This window comes from Sinorhizobium prairiense (assembly GCF_029201645.2).
In the GTDB taxonomy this organism is placed as follows: domain Bacteria; phylum Pseudomonadota; class Alphaproteobacteria; order Rhizobiales; family Rhizobiaceae; genus Sinorhizobium; species Sinorhizobium meliloti_A.
In genome coordinates this window covers 2,649,312-2,670,425 of sequence record NZ_CP104131.1, presented here as the reverse complement: position 1 = coordinate 2,670,425, position 21,114 = coordinate 2,649,312, and the positions used below count along the sequence as shown (strand labels likewise).

Annotated in this window: 16 protein-coding genes and 3 pseudogenes; 11 read left to right on the top strand and 8 right to left on the bottom strand. The window is 64.2% G+C overall.

What is annotated here, in order from left to right; all coding sequences use genetic code 11:
* Positions 1-46: 46 nt before the first annotated feature.
* The gene (gene spdA / locus N0Q91_RS15575) at positions 47-853 is read right to left on the bottom strand and encodes a 2', 3'cyclic nucleotide phosphodiesterase SpdA (protein WP_275596857.1); all 807 of its coding nucleotides are present in this window, start codon (positions 851-853) and stop codon (positions 47-49) included.
* 111 nt (positions 854-964) lie between these two features.
* Positions 965-1,438: a sel1 repeat family protein gene (locus N0Q91_RS15570; protein WP_275596856.1), complete on the bottom strand. Its 474-nt coding sequence runs from the start codon at positions 1,436-1,438 to the stop codon at positions 965-967.
* Positions 1,439-1,635: 197 nt separating this feature from the next.
* Here N0Q91_RS15570 and N0Q91_RS15565 point away from each other — a divergent pair, with 197 nt between their 5' ends.
* Positions 1,636-2,250, top strand: a complete 615-nt coding sequence (locus N0Q91_RS15565) for a FecR domain-containing protein (protein WP_275596855.1) — start codon at positions 1,636-1,638, stop codon at positions 2,248-2,250.
* Positions 2,251-2,287: 37 nt separating this feature from the next.
* Here the strand turns inward: N0Q91_RS15565 and cyaD1 are convergent, their stop codons facing one another.
* Positions 2,288-4,159, bottom strand: coding sequence for an adenylate cyclase CyaD1 (cyaD1, locus tag N0Q91_RS15560; protein ID WP_275596854.1), 1,872 nt, complete (start codon positions 4,157-4,159; stop codon positions 2,288-2,290).
* 60 nt (positions 4,160-4,219) lie between these two features.
* Complete coding sequence (locus N0Q91_RS15555) at positions 4,220-4,924, bottom strand: Crp/Fnr family transcriptional regulator (protein WP_275596853.1); 705 nt, start codon at positions 4,922-4,924, stop codon at positions 4,220-4,222.
* A 235-nt stretch (positions 4,925-5,159) separates the two neighbouring features.
* On the opposite strand from N0Q91_RS15555, the gene N0Q91_RS15550 reads away from it, so the two are divergent.
* Positions 5,160-5,597, top strand: a complete 438-nt coding sequence (locus tag N0Q91_RS15550) for a DoxX family protein (RefSeq protein WP_018094077.1) — start codon at positions 5,160-5,162, stop codon at positions 5,595-5,597.
* 53 nt (positions 5,598-5,650) lie between these two features.
* Here N0Q91_RS15550 and N0Q91_RS15545 read toward each other — a convergent pair whose 3' ends face one another.
* Together N0Q91_RS15545 and N0Q91_RS15540 are read right to left on the bottom strand one after the other, a co-directional pair.
* Positions 5,651-6,094 carry an RbsD/FucU family protein gene (locus tag N0Q91_RS15545; protein ID WP_275596852.1) on the bottom strand — a complete coding sequence of 148 codons (444 nt, stop codon included), beginning with the start codon at positions 6,092-6,094 and terminating at the stop codon, positions 5,651-5,653.
* 3 nt (positions 6,095-6,097) lie between these two features.
* On the bottom strand, positions 6,098-7,327 hold the full coding sequence (locus tag N0Q91_RS15540) for an ROK family transcriptional regulator (protein ID WP_018094079.1): 1,230 nt from the start codon (positions 7,325-7,327) through the stop codon (positions 6,098-6,100).
* 357 nt (positions 7,328-7,684) lie between these two features.
* Here N0Q91_RS15540 and N0Q91_RS15535 point away from each other — a divergent pair.
* From N0Q91_RS15535 to N0Q91_RS15505, 7 genes and pseudogenes are all read left to right on the top strand, one after another.
* Positions 7,685-8,709: pseudogene (locus tag N0Q91_RS15535) on the top strand (sugar ABC transporter substrate-binding protein).
* A gap of 280 nt (positions 8,710-8,989) precedes the next feature.
* The gene (locus tag N0Q91_RS15530; RefSeq protein WP_275596851.1) at positions 8,990-10,072 is read left to right on the top strand and encodes an ABC transporter permease; all 1,083 of its coding nucleotides are present in this window, start codon (positions 8,990-8,992) and stop codon (positions 10,070-10,072) included.
* Positions 10,072-10,854: an ATP-binding cassette domain-containing protein gene (locus N0Q91_RS15525; protein ID WP_018094083.1), complete on the top strand. Its 783-nt coding sequence runs from the start codon at positions 10,072-10,074 to the stop codon at positions 10,852-10,854. The genes N0Q91_RS15530 and N0Q91_RS15525 overlap by 1 nt, the downstream gene beginning before the upstream one ends.
* The gene (locus N0Q91_RS15520) at positions 10,851-11,471 is read left to right on the top strand and encodes a nucleoside triphosphate hydrolase (protein ID WP_275596850.1); all 621 of its coding nucleotides are present in this window, start codon (positions 10,851-10,853) and stop codon (positions 11,469-11,471) included. The genes N0Q91_RS15525 and N0Q91_RS15520 overlap by 4 nt, the downstream gene beginning before the upstream one ends.
* Before the next feature lie 188 nt (positions 11,472-11,659).
* Entirely contained in the window at positions 11,660-12,703 is a 1,044-nt protein-coding gene (gene pyrC, locus N0Q91_RS15515) for a dihydroorotase (RefSeq protein WP_275596849.1), read from the top strand.
* A gap of 17 nt (positions 12,704-12,720) precedes the next feature.
* Complete coding sequence (locus N0Q91_RS15510; protein WP_275596848.1) at positions 12,721-13,419, top strand: orotate phosphoribosyltransferase; 699 nt, start codon at positions 12,721-12,723, stop codon at positions 13,417-13,419.
* 54 nt (positions 13,420-13,473) lie between these two features.
* A pseudogene (locus N0Q91_RS15505) lies at positions 13,474-14,399 on the top strand (carbohydrate kinase family protein).
* A gap of 135 nt (positions 14,400-14,534) precedes the next feature.
* On the opposite strand, the pseudogene pgi reads toward N0Q91_RS15505, so the two are convergent.
* Positions 14,535-16,159 (bottom strand): annotated as a pseudogene (pgi, locus tag N0Q91_RS15500) (glucose-6-phosphate isomerase).
* Positions 16,160-16,474: 315 nt separating this feature from the next.
* Positions 16,475-18,175: a long-chain fatty acid--CoA ligase gene (locus N0Q91_RS15495; protein ID WP_275596847.1), complete on the bottom strand. Its 1,701-nt coding sequence runs from the start codon at positions 18,173-18,175 to the stop codon at positions 16,475-16,477.
* 336 nt (positions 18,176-18,511) lie between these two features.
* Between N0Q91_RS15495 and N0Q91_RS15490 the strand changes: the two genes are divergently transcribed.
* Positions 18,512-19,726, top strand: coding sequence for an MFS transporter (locus N0Q91_RS15490; protein WP_275596846.1), 1,215 nt, complete (start codon positions 18,512-18,514; stop codon positions 19,724-19,726).
* 212 nt (positions 19,727-19,938) lie between these two features.
* The gene (locus tag N0Q91_RS15485; RefSeq protein WP_275596845.1) at positions 19,939-21,114 is read left to right on the top strand and encodes an AI-2E family transporter; all 1,176 of its coding nucleotides are present in this window, start codon (positions 19,939-19,941) and stop codon (positions 21,112-21,114) included.

Below are 21,114 nucleotides of genomic sequence, written 5' to 3'. Positions count from 1 at the left end.
TCACGAAGCGGGTGGCGCCGGAATGCCTGCCGCTCGCGCCGGAAGGTCACGTCCCCACCGCGTCGCGTCTAGCTATCTCGTAGTCTTCCGTATGCACGAGCACGCCGTCGCCGGTCACCAGCGCTATGCCGTAGGCCGCCGGCTCGTCCACCGAAAGAGATGCGTCCGCCGTGTCGAAGGGCATCGGCTGCTGGTGCACGGGGCTTTTGAAGATCGAGAAGGGAATGCCGCGACTGGAGCCGCTGATGGTGCGGTGAACATGACCGGCGAAGATATGACGAACATTGCCGTGCCGCTTCACCAGGGCGTAGAAGTCGTCTTCGTTGATGAGGCGGATCATGTCCATACCGGCAAAGCCGCTGACATGCGGCGGGTGGTGCATGAAGACGAGCGCCGGCCGGCCGCCGGCCTCTTCGAGTTGCCGGCCGAGCCAGGCAAGCCGCCTGTCGCATAGGTGACCGGCGTGGCTCACCGGATAGTCGTAGGGCGGTGCAAACAGCGTATCGAGCAGGATCGCGCGGCAATCGGGGAAATCGAGCACCTGCTGGACGAAGCCGTTCGCGTCGACCGCCGTTTCGGCGAAGACGTCGAGAAACACTTCGCGCCGGTCGTGATTGCCGATCATGAGTGCCGCCGGTGGGGTGAGTTCGCCGAGAAGGGCCTTCAGCCGCTCGTAGGAAGCGCGGTCCGCCCGATGCGTCAGATCGCCGGCGAAGATCACCCGGTCGGCATCCGCATGATAGCGGTTGACGTGGGCGATGCCGTTTGCGAGCCGCCGATACGGGTCCAGCCCGATGATCGTCTCGCCTTCGGGCATCATGTGGAGATCGGAGAAAATGATGAGCTTCGTCATGTGCGTCCCGCGTTGATGTCTCACGGGTCACGCTCCTGCGCCTGCTCGCAGGCGTCAAGCGGCATTTTCGGGCGGGTCGGACCTATGCGGAAGACCGGACTGCCGCCCCCATCACTGCAACCGCTCCGCGGTTGCCTGCGCGAAGCGCCGGACGGTCAGCAAATCGCCGGAGGATTTACCGGCCATGCCGCGCTGGGCGAGGAGATCGGCATAGCTGGCCATTGCCAGAGCGTGGCCATTCTCGGCGGCTTCGGCGAGAATTCGTGCCGACTGCAGCTTCTGTCCAGCCCTGTCGAGAACGCGTGCGAGCTGGAACTGCGTCCGGGCGCCGCCGTTCTGATTATAGGCCTCGCGGCAGGCGGAAAGCGCCACTCCGATGCGGATGTTCTGCGTCGCAACGGCCGGGAAAGCCCTGTTGCGTTCGAGATCGAATTCGCTACCGGCCTCGCGGTCGCATTGCTCGGCGGCGGTGAGATCGCTTGCACGCGCCGCGGAAGGCATGGTCGCGAAGAGGGGCAGGAGCACGGCCGTCGCGAGCAGATGATGCAGGCCGGTACGAAGGCTCGATTCAACGTATTTCGTCATGGTGCGCTCCCTCTTGCCCCCACATTCTAGGGTCGCTCCGACTCGGTATCTGTTCCGCGGGAAACAGCGGCGAAGGCGATGAAACGGTGAGTTCAGGCAGACCCCAAGATGCGTCTTGCATCGGGGACGCCTCGGTCTATCCTCGTGAGGAGCCGGAGGCCGAACAGGGAGCGCTGCGAAACCCAGCGGAGAAGCCGATGCGGCAGTTCGAGGTGAGGAGACGGATCTTTCTTGGCGGGGTGTTGCTTGCCGCCGTATCGGGCGGCCGTTCGACGGCAGCAGCTCCGGTCGTGGGCAAGGCCGCAAAGATCCGCGGCAACGTCCGCCGTCGGCAGGGCGGGGACGAGGAACGGCTGGCGATCGGCGGTGCGGTTCTCGACAAGGATTATGTCCTGACGAGCAGCAACAGCTTCGCCGATCTCGCCCTCAGCGAAACGCGTATCCTGCTGGGGCCGCAAACGGAACTCCTGATCGACAGCTACATCGCCGGCCAGGGCGGAACCCTGGAGCTGGGACTGGGCCGGATGGTCTTCGACCGGCCCGAAGGCTTGCCCAAGACGGACGTCGCGGTGCGCACCGCCTTCGGCATGATCGGCGTTCGCGGAACGAAATTCTTCTGCGGCCCGAGCCGAGCGGCGTTCGCGGTCTTCGTTGAACATGGCGTGGTGTCCGTTCGGGGCGGCGGCGTTACACGGACAGTTGCGGCCGGCCAGGGCGTCGATATCAGCCGCCCGGGCGCCGCTCCCAGCGAACCGACGCGCTGGGGAGAGGTGCGGATTCGTCAGGCCTATGCGAGCGTCGGGTTGAGGTAGCGGCGATGGCCGGCATCCCGCGCTGCGGTGGCGGTCCTCATTCCGCTCGAAGGTGCTTGTTCAGCCCATCGCTCGCTACCGTAAATAGCTCCATCGATCCGAAGCCTCTGATATCGTGGCGTCCAAGGGATCTGAGCGCCGCATTCGACTGCGCAGCCGCTGCCGGGCCGACGCAGATGGCGGTGCCGAGAAACTTGTTCGCCTCCTGAAGGCGAGCGGCGAGGTTCACCGCATCGCCATGGGCGGTGTAGTCGAGCTTCCCTCCGGCGCCCACCTCTCCCAGTACCGCCGGCCCGGTTTCGATGCCGATGCGCGTCCTGCCGAAACCGTGTTCGGCAAATTGCGCACGTCCGCGCATCTCCTCGGTCAGGACATGGATCGCCGCGGCGCAGCCGATCGCCTTGTCTACATGGTCGGGCAGGTCCTCTGGCGCGTTGAAGAGAGCATGGACGGCATCCCCGACGACCTTGTCGACCATGCCGCCATGCCCGGCGACGAGCGCGTTCACCTCGGCGAAATAGACGTCGAGCAGGGCCACGAGTTCGCGCGGAGCAAGCTTTTGCGAAAGTGTCGAGAAACCCTCGATATCGGTGAAGAGCGCCGTCACCGGGCGTTCCTCACCGGCCATGCGCCCGCGATCGGGCTCGTCTATGTAGCGCGCCACCACGGATTGCGGCAGATATTGCGAGAATTTCCGCCGGGCGATCGCCTCGGCGCGCCGCGTACGCGCGAACTGCAATGCGCTGGTGACGACGAGCACCGCAACCAGTGCCAATGATGTGCCGACTGCGTCGAAGAGCCAACCGGTGGAGGCATAGATCGCACCGGCAAAGGCGATGACGGCGAGCACCGTCGCAGCGCCCAGCATAAGGGATGCCATCGGGCGAAGCCTGGTTGCTGCATATGCTGCGGCGACTCCCGCTGCGAAGGCGAAGACCGCCTCGATCAATGGCAGATTGCTGCCGCGGTAGGGCACGAACCCCGTCATGATTGCATTGGCGATGTCGGCGTGGATCTGAACCGACGGCTGGAGCGGCATGGAGGCGGTGGGCCGAAGGCCGCCAAGGCTCGGCATGCTGCTGCCGATCAAGACGAGCCTTCCCGCCAAACGACCTTTCTCCAAGCGACCGGCGAGGATTTCGGCCGCAGAGACCGTGCGGGCGGCGATCGCCTCCTCGGAACTTGCAGGGAAGCGCAGGTTGCCGTTCTCGTCGAGGGGGATGATCGCGTGATCGAGCCTCAGCCAGGCGGGTTCTCCGCCGAGAACGGGCGTGCTGCTGTCGGCGGCAAGCCGCCCCGCTTCGATGCCGAGCGCCGGGTAGGCATCGTTGCCAAGTATGGCGAAAGCCTGAACGCGCCGGACTCGCGCGTCTTCGTCGCCGACGAGAAAAGCCGCCGTCGCAGCCCTCGCCCGGTCCATGAAGGCCGGGCAAGAGGTCTCTGCCCCTTCGATAAACCACTGCGCGGGGACGGCCAGCTGGCGCCGGAGGGCCAGAGGCGGCACGGGGCGCGGCCGTTCGAGAAAGCGATCGGCCGCCAGGAAGCCGAGGGCCGCGGGTGCCCTGCCGATCGCCGCGGCGAGCGCGGCGTTTGCGGGCGAAGCCGGGTCGCAGGCGGAACTGAAAACGAAATCGACGGCGATCGTCTTCGGCCCGGCCGCGGCCAGGCGTGTAATCAGATCGGCGGTTGCGGCCCTGTCCCAGTTGCCGCCGTGCGCTTCATAGGCCTTGCGGTCGACATCGACGACGATGATGTCGGGCGACCTCGGCGAGGGGACCCATTGGGTGAGATTATCGAAAAAGAGCTCACGCTGGGTGTCGAGGATGGTTCCGGCAGAGAGATAGAGCAGCAGCGCCACGGCGAGGCTGGCGATGATCCCTCCGGAAAGCGGGGTTATGCGGTGATGCATCCTCGGCCTTACGCTCAACCGCTCCAAGTTTTTGAAACCGCCCGCTTTAGGCGAGCGGCATCAATCCTCCTCCGGATCGGCGATGCTCAGCAGGCGGCCGACATTGCAGCAGATGATGCCGTCCGCTCGCTTGATCGCGCCGCTCTCCTCCAGCGACAGGATCGCGCGGTTCACCTTCGGCCGGCTCGCTCCGAGAATCGAGGCGATGTCCGTCTGGCTGAGCGTCAGCCGGAGATTGGCGCTTTGCGGCATCTCGCTGCCGTGGATCTGGCGAAGCGTCGCCAGGAAGAAGCGGGCGACGCGGGCGTTGAGATCGTAGAGCGCGATGGTTTCGAGCCGGTCCGTCGTGTCGCGCAATTGCGCGCAGAGAAAGCGGATCACCGCCTCGGCGGTCTTCGGCCTTTGCGTGATGAGGGCGAGGAAATCCTTCTTGCCGATCACGTAGCCTTCGGCGTTGGTGACGGCCGTCGCATCCGCCGATCGCGGCTGTCCGTCGAGCAGCGCCATTTCGCCGAACAGCGCCCCTGCCTCGTGCTGCCGCAACATGAGTTCGCGGCCTTGCGGCGTGAACAGCGAAAGCTTGATGCGCCCGGAAACCACCACGATCATGTAGTCGCCTTGGTCGCCGCGTTGGAAAATGACCGTGCCCGCGGACCATTTGCGATAGCTGGCGATGCCCGAGAGCTCGCACAGGGTTTCGCTGTCGAACTCTTCGAATATAGGGAAGGACCGCCAGAAGGCGGAACTCCGGATGACTTCAGCCATTGCGGTTACCCCTGCGTTCCCCTTTACGCGTCGGGGAGTTTTGACTCTGTTGCCTCATCTTGCAACAGAAAAGCGCTTGATCGGCCGACCGGAGCCAAAGCGGTAAGGCATCAGTTGACGACGAATCGATTCCGTCTCTAGATTGTGAACGATCTGTCGCCGGGTGGGCGGCTAGAGGATTTCGAAAATCTTGTTATCTCTGCTGCCAACACGTTTTCCAACAGGAGCCTTGCGCATGTCCCAGAATGTCATCGTGCTCATCGGGCGCATTCTTCTCTCGATCATCTTCATCACCTCCGGCTTCGGCAAGCTCACCGACCCGTCGGCGACGGCCGGCATGATCACCGGTGCCGGTTGGCCTGCCGCAACGGCGCTCGCCTATCTCGCCGGTCTCTTCGAACTCGTTGCCGGTCTTGCGATCCTCGTCGGCTTTCAGACCCGCATCGCATCCTATCTGCTCGCCGCCTTCTGCGTGGTCACCGCCTTCGTCTTCCATAGCGGCGCAATCAACGTCCCGGACTTCCCGCCGGCTGCAAACGGGCTGCTGACGGTCTTCAACCAGATCATGATGATGAAGAACATCACGATCGCCGGCGCCTTCCTGGTGCTGGCAGGCTTCGGCCCGGGCGCGCTCTCGCTCGATGCCCGCACCGGAAACACGGTCGCCGCTTAACGCAGGCACCCCTGATCGAGAAGAACCCGCCGGCTCGCCGGCGGGTTCTTTGTTTAGGCGTCACGTTCTCCAGGATAGATGACGCCCTTGCGCAGGATGACGTTGCCGTAGAGCCGCGGCTCGCTGGTCTGCACCACCGCATGAGCAGCCTTCACCCGCTGATAAAAATCCGCTCCGAGCAAAGGAACGACCGGCTGTGTCGGCTCATGTTTCCGACAGCAGGCGATGATGTCCCGATGCACCGGGTCGAGCGCATCGCGGTCCTGTTTGACCGTTGCCCGAAAGATCGCCTCCGGCACGAAATCGTCGATCGGCAGGATGCTCAAGACGGCGTCGAGCACGGGGACAAGCGGGTGCCCGTCCAGCCGGATGAGCCGGCGCGCGTGCTCCAGCCCGGGATAGTTTCCGTCGACAAGTGCAATCTCGTCGCCGTGCCCCATCGCTCTCAATGTGGAGAGAAGCTCCGGGCTCAGAATGGGGCTTATTCCTTTCAGCAACGGTCAAAGCTCCTTGAAGAGGACATTGGTGTCCAGAAGATAGCGGGAGAAGAGCGGCAGGCTTGCGCCGCCGATCGCGCGGGCGTGACTGCCGACGGTGCCTTCGACGAGGTCCGGAACCGTGACGCCCTGCAGGTCGAGCGTCTGGAGGGCCTTGCGCGTCGCGGCAAGAAGGCGCGCCCGCACCCAGGGCGGAAAGCCGCCGTCGATCACGGCCGCCGAAAAATCGACGACGGAAACCGCGGAGACGACGGCTTGTGCAAGCGCCGCCGCCGCATCCTGGATCCATATTTCGAGCGGCTCGCCGAAATCGATCCAGTCGTCGGCCGAGTACCAGAGCGGCTCCGGGTCGATGCCGCGTTCGCGTAGCAGCTTTTCCAGGACGAAGACCGAGGCGATTTTCAGCAACTGCGTCGACTTGCCGTCCTTGCCGGCGACAGGCAGCGGGCCGACCGCGCCGGCGGTGCCGGTTCGGCCGGAAAAGAGGGCCGAGTTGATCACGACGCCGCCGCCGATAAAGGAGCCGATATAGAAATAGACGAAATCGGGGTAACTGGCGCCGACACCGAAGGCGAGTTCGGCGCCGCAGGCGCTGGTTCCGTCGTTCTGAAGGAACACCGGATGCCGGATGCGCGAGGCCACCGCCGCCTGCAGGTCGAAATCACGCCACCGGTCCATCTCTTCGCGCGGCGCGCCGACCTCCTCCGACCAGTTCCACAACTCGAACGGCGTAGCGATGCCGACGCCGGCGATGCGGCCGCGCTCGCCGGCGTCAAGCTGCCCCTCGAGCTTGCCGATGCCCCCGACGATGAAGCTGACGATCTCCTCGGGGAGCGGATAGGTATGGATCTGATGCAGGTGCAGCCGAATGGTGCCGAGGAAATCCATCAGCACCAGATCGGCACTGCGCCGGCCGATCTTCACGCCGAAGGAATAGACCGCATCCGGATTGAGCCGCATGGGGATGGAGGGCTGTCCGACGCGGCCGCGCACCGGCGCGCCGCGGACGAGCAGCCCGTCGGCTTCGAGCGACCGCATGATGACGGAGGCGGTCTGCGCCGATAGACCGGAGCGGCGCGCGATCTCGGCCTTGGACAAGCTGCCGTGACGGCGCACCAGCGACATGACCAGCCGTTCGTTATAGGCGCGCACGCGCGTTTGATTGGCCCCGCCGCTCGGGTCGACCACATCCGGCTGAGGCGGCCCCGTATAGGGGCCATCTGTCAGTGACATGCCACCGTTTCCTCCCATTGGTACCGTACGGTTCCTCCCCGATCCGGGTACGGCCATGCAGTACCTAAAGCTTTACCGCGACCGCACCCTGATCGCGGCGCCCTGACGCCGCTCGGTTCGCGTGGGCCTGTCCGCATTCGGCCCGCGATTGTCAATGCCCGATCCTCCCGATTGGACGGAAGCGACATTACGCGCAGAATGCCACAACGAGATAATAATTCAATTTGATTTATTTATTGACAGGCTGGATTTTTGGTGCTTGATTGACCGTCGGAAGCGCCGTCTGCAGCCGAGGAGAATGCTGCAGCGGGTCCTGAAAGCCGGCGCGCCGGCATTTTTCATCCTTGGGAGGATTTAATGAAGAAGACAGTTCTTTCTGCCGCATTCGGCGCGCTCGCCATGGGCGTTGCTTTCGCATCGCCCTCGCAGGCAGCCGACGTGTCGGCATGCCTCATCACCAAAACCGATACCAATCCTTTCTTCGTGAAGATGAAGGAAGGCGCGGCCGCCAAGGCCAAGGAACTGGGCGTCACCCTGAAGTCCTATGCCGGCAAGATCGACGGTGACTCCGAAAGCCAGGTCGCTGCGATCGAGACCTGCATTGCCGATGGCGCCAAGGGTATCCTGATTGCCGCCTCCGATACCCAGGGTATCGTGCCCAGGTCCAGAAGGCACGGGATGCGGGCCTTCTGGTCATCGCGCTCGACACGCCGCTCGAACCCCTCAATGCCGCCGACGCCACTTTTGCGACGGACAACCTGCTCGCCGGCAAACTCATCGGCCAGTGGGCGGCCGCAACGCTCGGCGATGCCGCCAAGGAGGCCAAGGTGGCCTTCCTCGACCTGACGCCGTCGCAGCCCTCCGTCGACGTGTTGCGCGACCAAGGCTTCATGATCGGTTTCGGCATCGACCCCAAGGACCCGAACAAGATCGGCGACGAGGATGACCCGCGCATCGTCGGCCACGACATCACCAACGGCAACGAAGAGGGCGGCCGGACCGCGATGGAGAACCTCCTCCAGAAGGATCCGACCATCAACGTCGTCCACACGATCAACGAGCCGGCCGCCGCCGGCGCCTATGAGGCGCTGAAGTCCGTCGGCCGCGAGAAGGACGTGCTGATCGTTTCCGTCGACGGCGGCTGCCCGGGCGTCAAGAATGTCGCCGAGGGCGTGATCGGCGCGACGTCGCAGCAGTATCCGCTGATGATGGCGGCGCTCGGCATCGAGGCCATCAAGAAGTTCGCCGATACGGGCGAGAAGCCTACGCCGACCGAAGGCAAGGACTTCGTCGACACCGGCGTCGCGCTTGTCACCGACAAGCCGGTATCCGGCGTCGAGTCGATCGATACCAAGACCGGCATGGAGAAGTGCTGGGGCTGATCGGCCACGCGCACAGGCGTGAGGGGAAGGGCGGCCCCGGCCGCCCTTTCCGCAAGTGCCGAGGTCTTTGACAAGGCATCGAAAACCTGCGCAATTTTCAGGGCGGGGCGAGGAAAGCGCGAGATGCTTCTTGCCCGCGTTCCGCTCTGGCTTCTCAGAACCGATCGCGGCGCAAGCGGGATTGTCGTCGAGCGTTCTGAGGCTCGCCGCTTCGACCGGTGGGCCGCGCATCCTGCAGCAATGCACCCCCTCTTGAGCGGGGTTCACGGGAGGAGTCCCCATGGGCGAAACAAACACGGCCGCACAGCCATCCCAGGAATTCGAAAAGGTCCTGGCCGACAGTTCGACGGACGTAGCGTCTTTCGACGCGCATGATAAGACGCTGCTTCAGAAGCTGCAGCACTTCCTGCATTCGAGCCCGGCCGCGGTGCCGCTGATCGTGCTGGTTCTGTCGCTGATCGCCTTCGGGGTCATTCTCGGCGGCAAGTTCTTTTCCGCCTTCACCATGACGCTGATCCTGCAGCAGGTGGCAATCGTCGGTATCGTCGGTGCCGCTCAGACGCTCGTGATCCTGACCGCCGGTATCGATCTTTCGGTCGGCGCCATCATGGTGCTCTCATCCGTCATCATGGGGCAGTTCACCTTCCGCTACGGCTTCCCGCCGGTGCTCTCCGTCATCTGCGGTCTTGGGGTGGGGGCGCTCTGCGGCTACATCAACGGAACGCTCGTCGCGCGGATGAAGCTGCCGCCCTTTATCGTCACGCTCGGCATGTGGCAGATCGTGCTCGCCTCCAACTTCCTCTATTCCGCCAACGAGACGATCCGGGCTCAGGACATTTCCGCGAATGCCCCGATCCTGCAGTTCTTCGGCCAGAACTTCCGCGTCGGCAATGCCGTCTTCACCTATGGCGTCGTGGTGATGGTGCTCCTCGTCTGCCTTCTTTGGTACGTCCTGAACCGCACGGCCTGGGGGCGCTATGTCTATGCCGTGGGCGATGACCCCGAGGCTGCAAAGCTCGCCGGCGTCAACGTCACGCGCATGCTCATCTCCATCTATACGCTCTCCGGTCTCATCTGCGCCCTTGCCGGCTGGACCCTCATCGGCCGCATCGGCTCCGTCTCCCCGACAGCGGGGCAGTTTGCGAATATCGAATCGATCACCGCCGTGGTGATCGGCGGCATCTCGCTCTTCGGCGGCCGCGGCTCCATCATGGGCATGCTCTTCGGCGCGCTGATCGTCGGCGTCTTCTCGCTCGGCCTGCGCCTCATGGGCACCGACCCGCAATGGACCTATCTCCTGATCGGCTTGCTGATCATCATCGCCGTTGCAATCGACCAGTGGATCAGAAAGGTAGCAGCCTGATGGCACAGGAACCCATTCTCACCGCCCGTGGCCTCGTCAAGCGCTATGGCCGCGTGACTGCCCTCGATCGCGCCGACTTCGACCTCTATCCCGGTGAAATCCTGGCCGTTATCGGCGACAACGGCGCCGGCAAGTCCTCGATGATCAAGGCGATATCGGGCGCCGTCACGCCGGACGAGGGCGAGATCCGGCTGGAGGGCAGGCCCATCCAGTTCCGCTCGCCGATGGAGGCGAGGCAAGCCGGCATCGAAACGGTCTATCAGAACCTCGCCCTGTCGCCGGCATTGTCGATCGCCGACAACATGTTCCTCGGCCGGGAAATCCGCAAGCCGGGAATCATGGGCAAGTGGTTCCGCTCGCTCGACCGGGCCGCCATGGAAAAGCAGGCGCGGGCGAAGCTCTCCGAGCTCGGTCTGATGACCATCCAGAACATCAACCAGGCGGTCGAGACGCTCTCGGGCGGACAACGCCAGGGCGTCGCGGTGGCACGCGCCGCCGCCTTCGGTTCCAAGGTCGTCATCATGGACGAGCCGACTGCGGCGCTCGGGGTGAAGGAGAGCCGCCGCGTGCTGGAGCTGATCCTCGACGTGCGTCGCCGCGGTCTGCCGATCGTGCTGATCTCGCACAACATGCCGCATGTCTTCGAAGTCGCGGACCGGATCCATATCCATCGTCTCGGCCGCCGCCTCTGCGTCATCAATCCCAAGGATTACACCATGTCCGATGCGGTGGCCTTCATGACCGGCGCGAAGGAGCCGCCGCGCGAGGCGATTGCGGCATGAGCGTCAAATCCCTTGCGGATGAAATCCTGAAGCGGGCGGTCGTTTCCGGCCGCTTCATCGTTGCCATCGCCGGTCCGCCCGGCGCCGGCAAGTCTACGCTTTCCGAAACGCTGGCGGAGGCGATCACGCAGGCGGGCGAAAAGGCGGCGGTGTTGCCCATGGACGGGTTTCACATGGACAATGCCGTTCTCGAAGAAAAAGGGCTGCTTGCCCGCAAGGGGGCACCCGAGACCTTCGACGTCCGATCCTTTCTCGCAACGCTTGCTGCCGTGCGCGCCGATGACGGCGAGGTTCTCGTTCCGGTCTTCGACCGCTCCCGGGAACTGGCGATCGCCTCGGCGAGGATCATCGCGCCCGAGACGCGTATCGTGCTTGCCGAGGGCAACTACCTGCTGCTGGAGGAAGCGCCCTGGAACGGCCTCGACGGCGCCTTTGATTATTCGATCTTCATAGATCCGGGTCTGGAGGTGATCGAGCGGCGGCTCCTGCAGCGCTGGTACGATCACGGCTATGACGAAGACGCGGCGCGCAGCAAGGCCTATGGCAACGACCTGCCCAATGCCCGCCGGGTCCTCGACAGCCGCAGGCCGGCGGATGTCGTGATCAGGGACTTTTAGAGTGCTCGGCATTCGTCCCGCAGTTTCCGGCCGCGGACTGCGGTGACCTTTCGAATCGCCATTGTCTTCGGCGGCGCAATGGTGTTATCGAGGCGCGGTTTCACCACATGAGTTGCCGCCCTTCGAGCGCACCGGTACGCATGATGCCGGCCGCGCGGATCGGGCGCGAGCATCGGGAGAACGCTGATATGCAAGACCTCGTTATACGCCGCCCTGATGATTGGCATCTTCACCTGCGCGACGGCGGCATGCTGCGCGGCGTGATCGCCGATACGAGCCGCCATTTCGCGCGTGCCATCATCATGCCCAATCTGGTGCCGCCGGTGGTGACCTCGGCCGATGCGGCCGCCTATCGCGAGCGCATCCTCGCCGCCATTCCCGCAGGGGACCGGTTCGAGCCGCTGATGACGCTTTATCTTACCGAGGGCACCGATCCGGGCGATGTGGAAGCTGGGTTCAGGAGCGGCCTCGTCAAGGCGGTCAAGCTCTATCCGGCCGGCGCCACCACCAATTCGTCGAGCGGGGTCCGCGATATCGACAAGGCCATGCCGGTGCTCGAGCGCATGGCCGAGATCGGCCTGCCGCTCTGCGTCCATGGCGAGGTGACGACGGCCGAGGTCGATATTTTCGACCGTGAGGCAGTCTTCATCGAAACCGTTCTCGACCCGCTCCGCCGGCGACTGCCCGATCTCCGGATCACCATGGAGCATGTGACGACGAAGGACGGGGTCGATTATATCCGGGAGCACGCGGCCAATCTTGCCGGCTCCATCACCACCCATCACCTGATCATCAACCGCAACGCCATCCTCGTCGGCGGCATCAAGCCGCATTACTACTGTCTGCCGGTAGCGAAGCGCGAGGCGCATCGGCTGGCGCTTCGCCAGGCGGCGATCTCGGGCGACGTCCGCTTCTTCCTCGGAACGGACTCTGCCCCGCATGTCGACCCGCTCAAGGAATGCGCCTGCGGCTGTGCCGGCATCTACACATCGATCAACACCTTGAGCTGCCTCGCTCACGTCTTCGAGGAAGAGGGCGCGCTCGACCGGCTGGAAGCCTTCACCTCGCTGAACGGCCCAGCCTGGTACGGCCTGCCGGCAAACGAGGAAACGATCACGCTGCACAAGCAGGAGGAGCCCGTCCGCTATCCCGCCAAGATCGAAACCGAGGCCGGCCCGGTCACGGTCTTCGACCCGATGTTTCCGCTTCATTGGGCCGTCGTCCAGCCCTGATTGCAGAAGGAGAATCCATGTTTTCGAATGCGTTCACCGATAAGGCGGTGATGGCCGACCTGGTCGCGAAGATGCTCTGGGAAATCAAAGCGGTGCATTTTCGCGCCGACGAGCCCTACAAGCTCTCCTCCGGCATGGCGAGCCCGGTCTATATCGACTGCCGCAAGCTGATCTCCTATCCGCGAATCCGTTCCGCGGTGATGGATTTCGCCGCTGCGACGATCCTGCGCGAAGCCGGCTTCGAGCGGTTCGACGTGGTGGCCGGCGGCGAGACTGCCGGCATTCCCTTCGCAGCCATGCTTGCCGAGCGTCTCGGCCTGCCGATGATCTACGTGCGCAAGGCGCCGAAGGGACATGGCCGCAACGCCCAGATCGAAGGCCATATGTCGGAGGGCGCGCGCGTCCTGGTCATCGAGGATCTGACGACCGCCGGCGGCTCGATGTTCAAGTTCATCGACGCGATCCGCGCGGCCGGCGGCGTCGTCGAGCACGGCATCGCGCTTTTCTACTACGACATCTTCCCGGAAGCCCGCGGCAACATGAAGTCGAAGGGCGTCGACCTGCACTACATCGCCACCTGGCGCAACGTGCTTGCCGTCGCGCGCGAACTGGCGCTGTTCGACGAGAAGACGCTGAACGAGGTCGAAGCCTTCCTCAACGCTCCGCTCGACTGGTCGGGCCGTAACGGGGGCGTCAGCGCGCTCGCGGTCCAGTAGCGAAGGGCTTGGCGCGATTGCCGGATCGATGAATATGTTTGGGGAGGAATGGACATGATCGTTTGCTGCGGAGAGGCCCTGATCGACATGCTGCCGCGGGAGACGGCGGCGGGCGAGAGCGCCTTTGCGCCCTATGCGGGCGGCGCGATCTTCAACACGGCCGTCGCGCTCGGCCGGCTCGGCGTCCCCACAGGCTTCTTCACCGGCCTCTCGGACGATATGTTCGGCGACATCCTGCGCGCGACGCTCGAGGCCGCGAATGTCGATTTCGCTCCCTGCGCCACGCTGCCGCTGCACACGACGCTCGCCTTCGTGAAGCTCGTCGACGGGCATGCGAGCTACGCCTTCTTCGACGAGAACACGGCCGGGAGGATGATCACCACGGAGCACCTTCCGGCGCTCGGAGATTTCTGCGAGGCGCTGCATTTCGGTGCGATCAGCCTCATTCCCGAGCCCTGCGGCTCCACTTACGAGGCGCTGATGGCGCGGGAGCACGAAAAACGGGTGATCTCCTTCGATCCGAATATCCGCCCCGGCTTCATCAAAGACCGGGGGCGCATGTCGGACGCATGAAGCGAATGGCCGCCATGTCCGATATCGTCAAGTTCTCCGACGAGGACCTCGCCTGGTTCGGCATGGAGGGCAGTCACGACGCGCTCGCAGCCGAATGGCTGAAACGCGGCCCGAAGCTGGTGCTGATCACCCGCGGCGCGGACGGCGCGGTCGGTTATACGGATGGCCACAGGGTCGAGGTCGCGAGCGAACGGGTCGAGGTCGTCGATACGGTCGGCGCGGGCGACACTTTCGACGCCGGTGTACTGGCCTCGTTGAAGTTCAACGGCCTCCTGACCAAGGAGAAGGTGGCAAGCCTGACCGACGAGGCCATCCGTCAGGCCCTGACGCTCGGAGCGAAGGCGGCGGCCGTCACTGTTTCGCGCGCAGGCGCCAACCCGCCCTGGCGGCACGAACTCGGGCTGTGAGGTCGGTGCCGGCCACGCCGGGTCTCGGCGGGGCCAAGCAGCACGCGCGGCCGTCTATGCCCGCTCCGGCTTTCTCCATTTCCCCCGCAAGGGGAGAATCCGCGCGGCTGACCGATCACTTCGATCGGTCGTCGATCAGCGTGCCGCCTTCAACAGCGCAGCAACGAGTCCGGCGGTCGAGGAATCGTGTCCCTCGGTGCTTTCCTTGCCTTCGATGACGGGCAGCAGGCCGGTCGCCAGTTCCTTGCCGAGCTCGACGCCCCACTGGTCGAAGGAATTGATGTTGAAGAGCGCGCCTTCGACAAAGACGCGATGTTCGTAAAGCGCGATCAGACGGCCGAGCGCGAAGGGGTCGAGCTGATCGTAGACGATGGTCAGCGACGGCCGGTTTCCGGTGAAGACGCGGTGGGGTGCGATTTTGTCGGCCTTTGCCTCGTCCATACCCTTGGAGGTCAGCTGCGCCTTGGCTTCCGCCAGCGTACGTCCTCTCATGAGGGCTTCCGACTGCGCCAGGCAGTTCGCCATCAGGAGCTGGTGCTGATGACGCAGGTCCCTTTCGTGGCCGTTCGCCGCGATCATGAACTCGGCGGGAATGATATCGGTTCCCTGGTGGATGAGCTGATAGAAGGCATGCTGGCCATTGGTGCCGGGCTCGCCCCAGACCACGGGACCGGTCGCGAATTCGACCGGCTGGCTGTCGAGCGTCACGCCCTTGCCGTTCGATTCCATGTCGAGCTGCTGCAGATAGGCCGGGAAGCGCGTCAGCCGCTGGTCGTAGGGCAGGATCGCCCGCGACGGATAGCCGAGAACGTTGCGATGATAGAAGCCGATGAGCCCGAGGAGCATGGGGACATTCCGGCGAAGCGGCGCGCTGCGGAAATGCTCGTCCATGGCGTGGCCGCCATCGAGGAAGCGGCCGAAATTCTCCTTGCCGATCGCGATCATCAGCGGCAGGCCGATCGCAGACCAGATGGAATAGCGCCCGCCGACCCAGTCCCAGAAGCCGAAGACGCGGGCGGCATCGATGCCGAAGGCGCCGACCTTATCCAGGGCGGTGGAGACGGCCGCGAAGTGATGACCCACCGCCGCCTCGCCGAGCTTGCCGGCGATGAAGGCGCGGGCAGTCGCCGCATTGGTCATCGTCTCGATCGTGGTGAAAGTCTTGGAGGCGACGATGAAGAGAGAAGTCTCGGGATCGAGGAGCTTCAGCGTGTCGGCGATGTGGGCGCCGTCGACGTTGGAAACGAAGTGCAGCCGCGGACCGTCATGGAAGGGGGCAAGCGCCAGCGTCGCCATGACAGGGCCGAGGTCGGAGCCCCGATGCCTATATTGACGACGTCGGTGATTTTCTTGCCTGTGGCTCCTTTCAGGGCACCGGAGCGGACGTCGTCACCGAACTTGCCCATGGCCTCCAGCACGGCATTGACGTCCGGCATGACGTCCTTGCCACCCATGAGAACCGGCCGGTTCGACCTGTTCCTGAGCGCCGTGTGCAGAACCGCGCGCTCCTCGGTGATGTTGATGATATCGCCCCGGAACATCGCATCGCGCTTTTCCTCGACCTTCGCCGCCTTGGCGAGCGCTTCGAGGCCGTCGATCACCCGGTCGTTCACGGCGCATTTGGAATAGTCGAAGAGGAGGTCGTCGAACGCTGTGCTGAAGCGCGAGAAGCGGTTCGGATCGGCCGCGAAGGCGGCACGGATATCGGTCGCATCGGTTTCGCGTGCAGTGGCTTTCAGGTTTTCGACAAGCGCTTTCATCGCAGGGCTCCTTGCATCGCAACTGGGGCATGGGAATGAGGGCATTGGAATTTGGCTGCGATAGCTAGTCGGTTTAACCGCGGCAAATCAAGGGCAGGTGTGCGCTGCAGCGAAAAAAGGTGGCCGCATCGCTCCATCGGCAGGGCGGCGAAAACTTCCCCTCACCCCTAACCTCTCCAGGCAGGCGGGCAGAGGGGACTCGGACGCGCACGCAGCGGAAAATTGAACGGAGGCGGTGCCACGAGCCCCTTCTCCCGTCCAGCGGGGAGAAGGTGGCCGGCGGGCCGGGTAAGGGGCGTTTTCGCGCCCAAGCCGTTACCCGCGAAGATCCTTGCGCAGGATCTTGCCGACGTTCGACTTGGGCAATTCGGTGCGGAACTCCACGTGCCGCGGCCGCTTGTAGTTGGTGAGGTTGGCGGCGCAGTGGCGCTTGACCTCTTCTTCGGTGAGGTTCGGGTCCTTGCGCACGACGAAGAGCTTGACCGCTTCGCCGGAATGCGGGTCGGCAATACCGATTGCGGCGCATTCGAGGATGCCGGGATGGGTCGCCGCCACCTCTTCGATCTCGTTGGGGAAAACGTTGAACCCCGAGACGAGGATCATGTCCTTCTTCCGGTCGACGATCTTCGTCAGCCCCTCGGCGTCCATGAAGCCGACATCGCCGGTGCGGAAGAAGCCGTCCGGCGAAATGGCCCTGGCCGTTTCCTCAGGGCGCTGCCAGTAGCCCGCCATCACCTGGGGCCCGCGAATGCAGATCTCTCCGATTTCGCCAGCGGGAAGCGTGCGCCCGTCCTCGTCGCGGATCTCGATCTCCGTCGAGGGCAGCGGCATGCCGATCGTGCCGGTGAAATCGTCGGTGTCGAGGCGGTTGGCGGTCGCGACCGGCGAGGTCTCGGAAAGGCCGTAGCCTTCATGGATCGGGCAGCCGGTCAGCTCCAGCCAGCGCTCGGCGACGGGCCGCTGCACCGCCATGCCGCCCCCGAAGGTCAGGATCAGGGACGAGAAGTCGAGTTTGCGGAATTCGGGGTTGTTCATCAACGCGTTGAAGAGCGTGTTCAGCCCCGGAAAGATGTTCGTCCTGTACCTGCCGAGCTCCTTGACGAAGGCGGGGATGTCGCGCGGGTTCGGTATCAGGATGTTGTTGCCGCCGGTTGCCAGCCCCATCAGCGAATTCACCGTGAGCGCGAAGATATGATAGAGCGGCAGCGCGCACATGAAGGTGAGACTCTCCGGGCGCGGTTTGCGCAGGAAGGCCGTGTTCAGCCACAGTTCCATCTGGGCCATGTTGGACAGAAGATTGGCGTGCGTCAGCGTTGCGCCCTTGGAAACACCGGTGGTGCCACCGGTGTATTGCAGGAAGGCGACATCTCCCGGCGCCACGTTCGGCCGCTTGAAGCCGAGCGTCGCGCCCTTGGCAAGAACCGACTTGAAAGAAAGGTGACCTGGAATCGACCAGGCGGGGACCAGCTTCTTGACGCGGCGCACCACCAGATTGACGATTGTTCCCTTCGGACCAAGCATGTCGCCCATGCTGGCGACCACGACATGCTTGACCTTCGTGCGGGGCAGCACCTGCTCGACCGTATGGGCGAAGTTCTCGAGCACGAAGATCGCCTTGGCGCCGGCATCCACCAACTGGTGCTCCAGTTCGCGCGGCGTATAGAGCGGATTGACGTTGACGACGGTGAAGCCGGCTCGCAGGATTCCGTAGACGATGACGGGATTTTGAAGGATGTTTGGCATCATCACCGCAACCCGATCGCCGTTCGCGAGCCCCAGCGACTGGACCCAGGCGCCGATTTTGGCCGAATGCGCATTGAGATCGGAGAAGGTCAGCGCCTTGCCCATGCAGGTGAATGCGGGCCGCCAGGAATATTGCGCAACCGCGTGATCGAAGAATTCGCCGATGGAGCGGTAGGTGAGCGGGCCGATGTCGGCGGGCACGCCCGGCGGGTAGGATCCGAGCCAGATCTTCGCCGTACCGGAACCCGACTGCTGGGTGCTTGCTTCCGCCATGACCTTCCTCCCTCTGGTCGCCAATGAACGGCCGTCATCGCGGCAAAGAAAAATCCCTCCCGATCTTCCTCTCCGTCGAAGATGCTGCTTTTAGCTCGCCTCTTCAAGCCGTAATCCGGATTATATAACTTTGACGTAAACGTCAACAATCGGCAGGCATGCACCGGTTTGTGAAATATTGATGTGCCCTGCAGCACAGTTCTTGCAGGTGCAGCCGGCCCGCCTATACTGCACTGCAGTATACCCTGCCACGACATCGGCTGCGCCGACGTCCCCAAGATATTTTACAAGATCCCTCCCAAGCGGCGGCCGACGGGCCGCGAGCCAAGGTAACGCATGTCCGAAGACGTCCTTTCCGCCGATATCGGCCCCACCCATATAGGCAAGTCCCGCAACAGGGTTTCCGCGGCGGAAATCGCGCTGGCTGTCGGCGGTTTCGGTATCGGTACCGGCGAATTCGCCATTATGGGTCTGTTGCCTCAGGTCGCAGACGACGTCGCGGTGTCGGTGCCGGCGGCCGGCGCCGTCATCAGCGCCTATGCGCTCGGGGTCGTCGTCGGGGCGCCGTTGATCGCGGTGCTTGCGGCGCGGTTCGCCCGTTTTCATGTGCTGCTGGTCCTGATGGCGGTCTTTGCGTTGGGCAATTTCGCGTCCGCATTTGCTCCAAGTTTCCACCCGCTCGTCGCCGCGCGCTTTTTCGCGGGCCTGCCGCACGGCGCCTATTTCGGCGTGGCGGCACTGGTCGCGGCAGGACTTGCGGCACCGAACCAGCGGGCGCGCGCGGTCGGGCGGGTCATGATGGGGCTGACGATCGCCACCCTTTTCGGCACGCCGCTCGTCGCCTGGTTCGGCCAGGCGCTCGGCTGGCGCAGCGCCTTCGCGATCGTCGGCGGCATCAGCCTGATGACAATGGTCCTGATCTGGCTTCACGTGCCGCGGGACAGGGGCGATCCGCAGGCGACGCCGCTGCGGGAATTGAGCGCGCTGGGAAGCCTCCAGGTCTGGTTGCTGCTGGGCATCTGTGCGATCGGCTGCGGCGGGATGTTCGCCGTCTTCACCTATATCGCACCGGCGCTGACCCAGGTCGCGGGCGTTTCCGTCGCCAATGTGCCCGTCATGCTGTCGGTCTTCGGCGCAGGCATGATCCTCGGCAATATCGTGGGTTCGCGGCTCGCCGATTGGTCGCTTACGCGCGCCATCGGCATCGCGCTCGTCTTCAACATCTTCGCCTACATCCTCTTCTATTTCACCATGACGAGCCCCTGGATGGCGATCGTCAACGTGCTTTTCATCGGCGGCGGCTTCGCCGTCGTTCCGGGCGTCCAGACCCGGCTGATGGACGTCGCCGGAAAGGCGCAGACGCTCGCGGCAGCCCTCAGTCATTCCGCCTTCAATCTCGCCAATGCTCTTGGCGCCTGGCTCGGCGGCATTGCCATCGCCGCCGGCTATGGCTGGACTTCGCCGGGGCTCGTCGGCGCCGTGCTCGGCATCGGCGGTTTCGCCATATTCCTCGCCTCGGTGTTCGTTGATCGCCGGAGAGGGGACGCGTAGCCTGACTGCGCGCGAAACCGCACGCGCTTTTCCTCAGCCGCTCTAATCTCCCTGTCACGTCCCCTTGCTAGGTGAAAATGCGCGCGTTCTGGCGTAAAGCGCCGATTCGGAGCCGGCCGCCATCATTGCGCCGGAAACCGCGTCCAGCGGAGCGGAACGGGCTGGCAAGGTTGCGGGTTTGTTGTAAGGTTCGAAGAGACGGAGGAGAATTGGTGCAATTGGGCAATCGCGAACGAGAGAATCTACCTGCGGAGCCGCGGCTCTTCGGGCAGCCGGCCCATTCACGCTCCGCCCTCGTCGTGCCGATTTCGGCGGCCCGGTGGCTGCTCGTTCTCATTCTGCTTTGCGGCGTCTATTTCTTCCATGGTTTCCTCGTGCCGGTGCTTGCGGCGGTGGTCATCGGGTTCGCGAGCTGGCCCATCTATTGGCGGCTGCTTCAGGGCGTGAACGGCAACCGCACACTTGCTGCGACGATCGCCATCATTTCCGTCGTCGCCTTTATCGTCGTGCCGATCTCGCTCGTCGCGATCTATGCCGTGGACGAAGTGCGCGATTGGCTCGTCTGGGCGGTTGCGACCAATGCGAACGGCGCCCCGGCGCCTGCCTGGCTGGCGACGATCCCGGCGGTGGGCGCCTGGCTCGGCGAACAATGGGTCAAATATGTCGGTCACCCCGGCGCTCTCGGGGAATTGGTGCAGCTCGTGAGCGGCTCCAATATCGGCAATATCTATCGCGGCGTGCTAGTGGTCGGCGCCTCCGCCTTCCAGTCCTTCCTGACGCTCCTTTTCATGCTGATCACGCTCTTCTTCGTCTATCGCGACGGCCAGTCCTTTTCGAAGCAGCTCGACCATCTTGGCGAACGGATCTTTCCGATGCGCTGGGAGAGGCTGTCGCGCGTGGTGCCCCTTACGATCAGCTCGACGGTCACCGGCATGGGCATCATCGCGATCGGCGAAGGCATCGTGCTCGGCGTCGCCTATTGGCTGGCCGGCGTGCCGTCGCCGGTGACGCTCGGCATCATCACCGGCGTCATGGCGCTCGTTCCGGGCGGCGCTCCGCTCTGCTTCACCCTGGTCTCGGTCTATCTCGTTGCAAGCGGCTCGCCCGTCCACGGCGTCGCGCTGTTCACCTGGGGTACGACGGAGCTCTTCATCGTAGACAAGACATTGCGCCCGAGGCTCGTCGGCGGCCCGATCAAGCTGCCCTTCCTGCCGACGTTTTTCGGCCTGATCGGTGGCGTCAAGACGATGGGGTTTCTCGGTCTCTTCGTCGGCCCGGTCCTGATGGCGCTGCTCGTCGCCATCTGGCGCGAATGGCTTCGCGAGGTGACGAGCCAGCCGGAGCCGACCGTCAACGGTATACCCAGAGTGGATATTTCCGCCAAGTGA